This is a genomic window from Stenotrophomonas sp. P5_A8 (assembly GCF_056400545.1).
In genome coordinates, this window is record NZ_JBFULB010000487.1 from 1 (window position 1) to 3,533 (window position 3,533).

Annotated in this window: 3 protein-coding genes and 1 pseudogene; 2 read left to right on the plus strand and 2 right to left on the minus strand. The window is 69.5% G+C overall.

All coding sequences use genetic code 11. The features are described 5' to 3' along the window. The coding region (locus AC1DQP_RS19920; RefSeq protein ID WP_478052355.1) for a LysR substrate-binding domain-containing protein at positions 1-802 on the minus strand (802 nt) is incomplete at its 3' end. Between the two features lie 96 nt (positions 803-898). Between AC1DQP_RS19920 and AC1DQP_RS19925 the strand changes: the two genes are divergently transcribed. Beyond that, positions 899-1,501 (plus strand): short chain dehydrogenase, encoded by a 603-nt coding sequence (locus AC1DQP_RS19925; RefSeq protein ID WP_457320243.1) that lies wholly within the window; start codon positions 899-901, stop codon positions 1,499-1,501. A gap of 27 nt (positions 1,502-1,528) precedes the next feature. Here AC1DQP_RS19925 and soxR read toward each other — a convergent pair. Continuing rightward, positions 1,529-1,978: pseudogene (gene soxR / locus AC1DQP_RS19930) on the minus strand (redox-sensitive transcriptional activator SoxR); the annotation flags it as partial. A gap of 93 nt (positions 1,979-2,071) precedes the next feature. Between soxR and AC1DQP_RS19935 the strand changes: the two are divergent. Next, positions 2,072-3,445, plus strand: a complete 1,374-nt coding sequence (locus AC1DQP_RS19935; protein WP_478052356.1) for an MFS transporter — start codon at positions 2,072-2,074, stop codon at positions 3,443-3,445. The last annotated feature ends 88 nt before the right edge of the window (positions 3,446-3,533 follow it).

The window sequence follows — 3,533 nt, forward strand, 5'->3', positions numbered from 1 at the left end:
GGTGCAGCGGGCGCGGCTCGGGCAGGTAGTCGGCCAGCACCGGTTGCAGGCGCCCGGCGGCGATGTCCTCGGCAAGCAACACTGCCRGTTGCAGGATCAATCCCGCACCGGCCAGGGCGGCGCGGCGCAGGCCGTCGCCGTCGTTGCAGAGCAGGCGCGACTGCGCCGACCAGTCCTGCTCGGGATGCCCGCGCAGGCGCCAACCATGGCCACCACGCCAGGCCAGGTGGGTCAGGCAATCATGATCGCGCAGGTCCGCCGGGTGTTGGGGAAGGCCCTTGCGCTGCAGGTAGGACGGCGCCGCGCAGATCTGCATGGCATACGGCGGTAACGGTCGCGCCACCCATTCGGCCGAGCCGATCTGGCCCATGCGCACCACCGCATCGAACTGTTCTTCGATCAGGTCCACGCGCCGGTTGCTCAAGTCCAGCCCCACGGTCACCTGCGGGTAGGCGGCCAGGTACTGCGCCACCAGCGGGGCCAGCACGCAGCTGCCCCAGGTGACCGGTGCGCTGATCCGCAGCACGCCCTGCGGCTGCGCCTGCAGCCCTTCGACGCTGGCCTCGGCCTGCTGCACCTGTTCCAGCACGGTGCGGCAGCCGGCCAGATAGTTACGGCCGGCATCGGTGAGGCTTTGGCGGCGGGTGTTCCGCTGCAGCAGGCGCACCCCGAGGTGGGCTTCCAGCTGCTGGATGTACTTGCCGACCATCACCGAGGACACCGCCATGTGCGCGGCGGCGGCATTGAAGCTGCCGTGTTCGACCACGGCGACAAAGGCCTGCATGCAGCGCAAGGTGTCCATTGGTAACCACGGGTTTGCAATCTACAAAGCATACGCCCGTTACCTAACCGGCGATCCAGGCGCAGACTGCCTGCACACCTTTCGGAAGCCCCTCCCATGAAGATCCTTCTCGTTGGCGCCAGCGGCACCCTTGGCCAGGCCGTAGCCGCCACGCTGGGCCATCATCACCAGCTGATCCGCGCCGGCCGTCACGGGGGCGATGCGCAGGTCGACCTGACCGACGATGCCAGCGTGCAGGCGCTGTTCCAGCAGATCGGGAACGTCGATGCGGTGATCGCCACCACCGGACGCCTGCATTTCGGCCCGCTGGCCGGGATGAGCCCGACGCAGTTCAACCTGGGCCTGCAGGACAAGCTGCTCGGCCAGGTCCGGCTGAGCCTGGTCGCCCAGCACCATCTGAACCCGGGCGGTTCAATCACCCTGACCAGCGGCATCGTCAGCGCGCAGCCGATCCGCGACGGCGCCAATGCCACCTCGGTCAATGCGGCGCTGGAGGGTTTCGTGCGCGGCGCGGCCTGCGAACTGCTGCCGCGTGGGCTGCGCATCAACGTGGTAAGCCCGAACGTGCTGGTCGAATCGATGGACGATTACGGCGCCTACTTCCCCGGCTTCGAACCGGTGACCGCCCATCGCGCGTCGCTGGCCTACCAGCGCAGCGTGGAAGGCGTGCAGAGCGGGCAGGTGTTCACCGTGTGGTGAGGGCGGTGCCGGCCAGCGGCCGGCACTACCTCCCACATGCCGGGTACCTCGATGCCCTGCCATACCGGGACCGGTAGTGGCCAGTGCGTCCTCGGGATTGGTCAGGCGACAGCGTTTCAACGACAGGCAGCCGCAGCCGATGCAATCGGTGAGCTGGTCGCGCAGCAGCAGCAGTTGCGCGATGCGCTGGTCCAGTTCGCTGCGCCACAACGCCGACATCCGGGCCCACTCGGCCTTGGTCGGGGTCTTGTTCTCCGGCAGCGCCGCAAACGCGGTCGCCACCGCCTCCAACGGCATGCCAACGCGCTGGGCGACGCGGATCACCGCCAGCCGGCGCAACACGTCGCGCGCGAAACGGCGCTGGTTGCCGGCCGTGCGCAGGCTGCGGATAAGCCCTTTGCGCTCATAGAAATGCAACGCCGAGACGGCCACGCCGCTCCGTTTGGCCACTTCCCCTACACTCAGTTCCTGCGCGATCACTGCTTGACCTCAACCTTGGTTCAGGTGGCATCCTGCGCGCCGCCGGGATGCACTACAAGTCCGGTCCTTCCCCCGATGTCTGGAATCCGCATGTCCGTTGATGCCGCACCCCCACCCGTCGCCCTCCCGGCGGTGGAGACCCCGATCCCCTCGATTCTGTCGCCGGCCTATCGCGCCACCACCATCGGCACGGTCGCGCTGGTGTCGCTGCACGCTTTCGAGGCGCTGGCAGTGGCCGCGGCGATGCCGACCGTTGCCCAGGCGCTGGACGGACTGCCGCTGTATGCCCTGGCGTTCGGCGGCACCCTGGCCACCAGCGTGATCGGCATGACCCTGGCCGGGCGCTGGAGCGATCAGCAGGGGCCGGCGCGACCGTTGTGGCTGGGCCTGGCCAGCTTCATCGCCGGCCTGCTGGTGGCCGGGCTGGCCCAGCACATGCCGGTGCTGGTGCTGGGAAGGTTGCTGCAGGGGCTGGGCGCAGGGGCGATCTCGGTGGCGCTGTATGTGCTGGTCGGGCGGACCTTCCCCGAGCCGATGCGGCCGCGCGTGTTCGCCGCGTTTTCAGCCGGCTGGGTGGTGCCCTCGCTGATCGGCCCGGGCATCAGCGGGCTGATCGTGCAGCACCTGGGCTGGCGCTGGGTGTTCCTGATCGTGCCGCTGCTGGCCATTCCCGCCGCCCTGCTGCTGCGCCCTGCCCTGCGCAACCTCGCCCCGGCCGGGGCGGCAAAGGGCAACCGCACGGTGGTGCGCTGGGCGATCGGTGCCTCGGCCGGCGCGCTGCTGCTGTACGTCGGCGGCCAGCAGCGCGGCTGGGCAGCGGTGTCGATGCTGCTGCCAGCGATCGCGTTGCTGGCGTTGTGCAGTTGGAAGCTGCTGCCGGCCGGCACGCTGCGGCTGCGCCGTGGCCTGCCCAGCGTGATCGCACTGCGTGGCATCGCCGCGTCGGCCTTCTTCGGCTGCGAGGCGTTCCTGCCGTTGTTGCTGCAGCGCGAACGCGGGCTGAGTCCCTTGTTTGCAGGGGTGGCGTTGAGCCTGGGCGCGCTGGGCTGGTTCAGCGGGTCGTGGATGCAGGGTCATCAACGCCGCGGCTGGTCGCGCCGCCAACTGCTGACCGGCGGCGCACTGCTGATGAGCGTGGGCATCGTGGTCACCGCGCTGGCCCTGCAACCGGCGGTGCCGCTGTGGTGCGCGCTGGCCGGGTGGAGCATCACCGGGCTGGGCATGGGCATGATCTACCCGAGCCTGTCGGTGCTGACCCTGTCGTTGTCACCGCCCGCGCAGCAGGGCGCCAACACCTCGGCCCTGCAGTTGAGCGAGGCCCTGGCCGTGGCCACCACGCTGGCGGTGTCCGGCTCGCTGTTCGCGCTGTTCCTGCAGGGCAACGTGGTGGTCGGCTACCTGCTCACGTACGTAATCATGCTGATGCTGGCGGTGCTGGGCGTGCTGGTCGCGCGGCGGATCTGATCGCCGACGCGACGGTGCTGCCTCAGTGCCCGACGTCCTTGAGGTCCTCGCGCAGGATGCGGCGGATCTCCAGCACGGCCTGCGGGGT

Excerpts from the sequence above, each read along its gene's own strand:
- AC1DQP_RS19935 (WP_478052356.1), top strand. The coding sequence starts at position 2,072 with ATGTCCGTTGATGCCGCACCCCCACCCGTCGCCCTCCCGGCGGTGGAG.
- AC1DQP_RS19925 (WP_457320243.1), top strand. The coding sequence starts at position 899 with ATGAAGATCCTTCTCGTTGGCGCCAGCGGCACCCTTGGCCAGGCCGTA.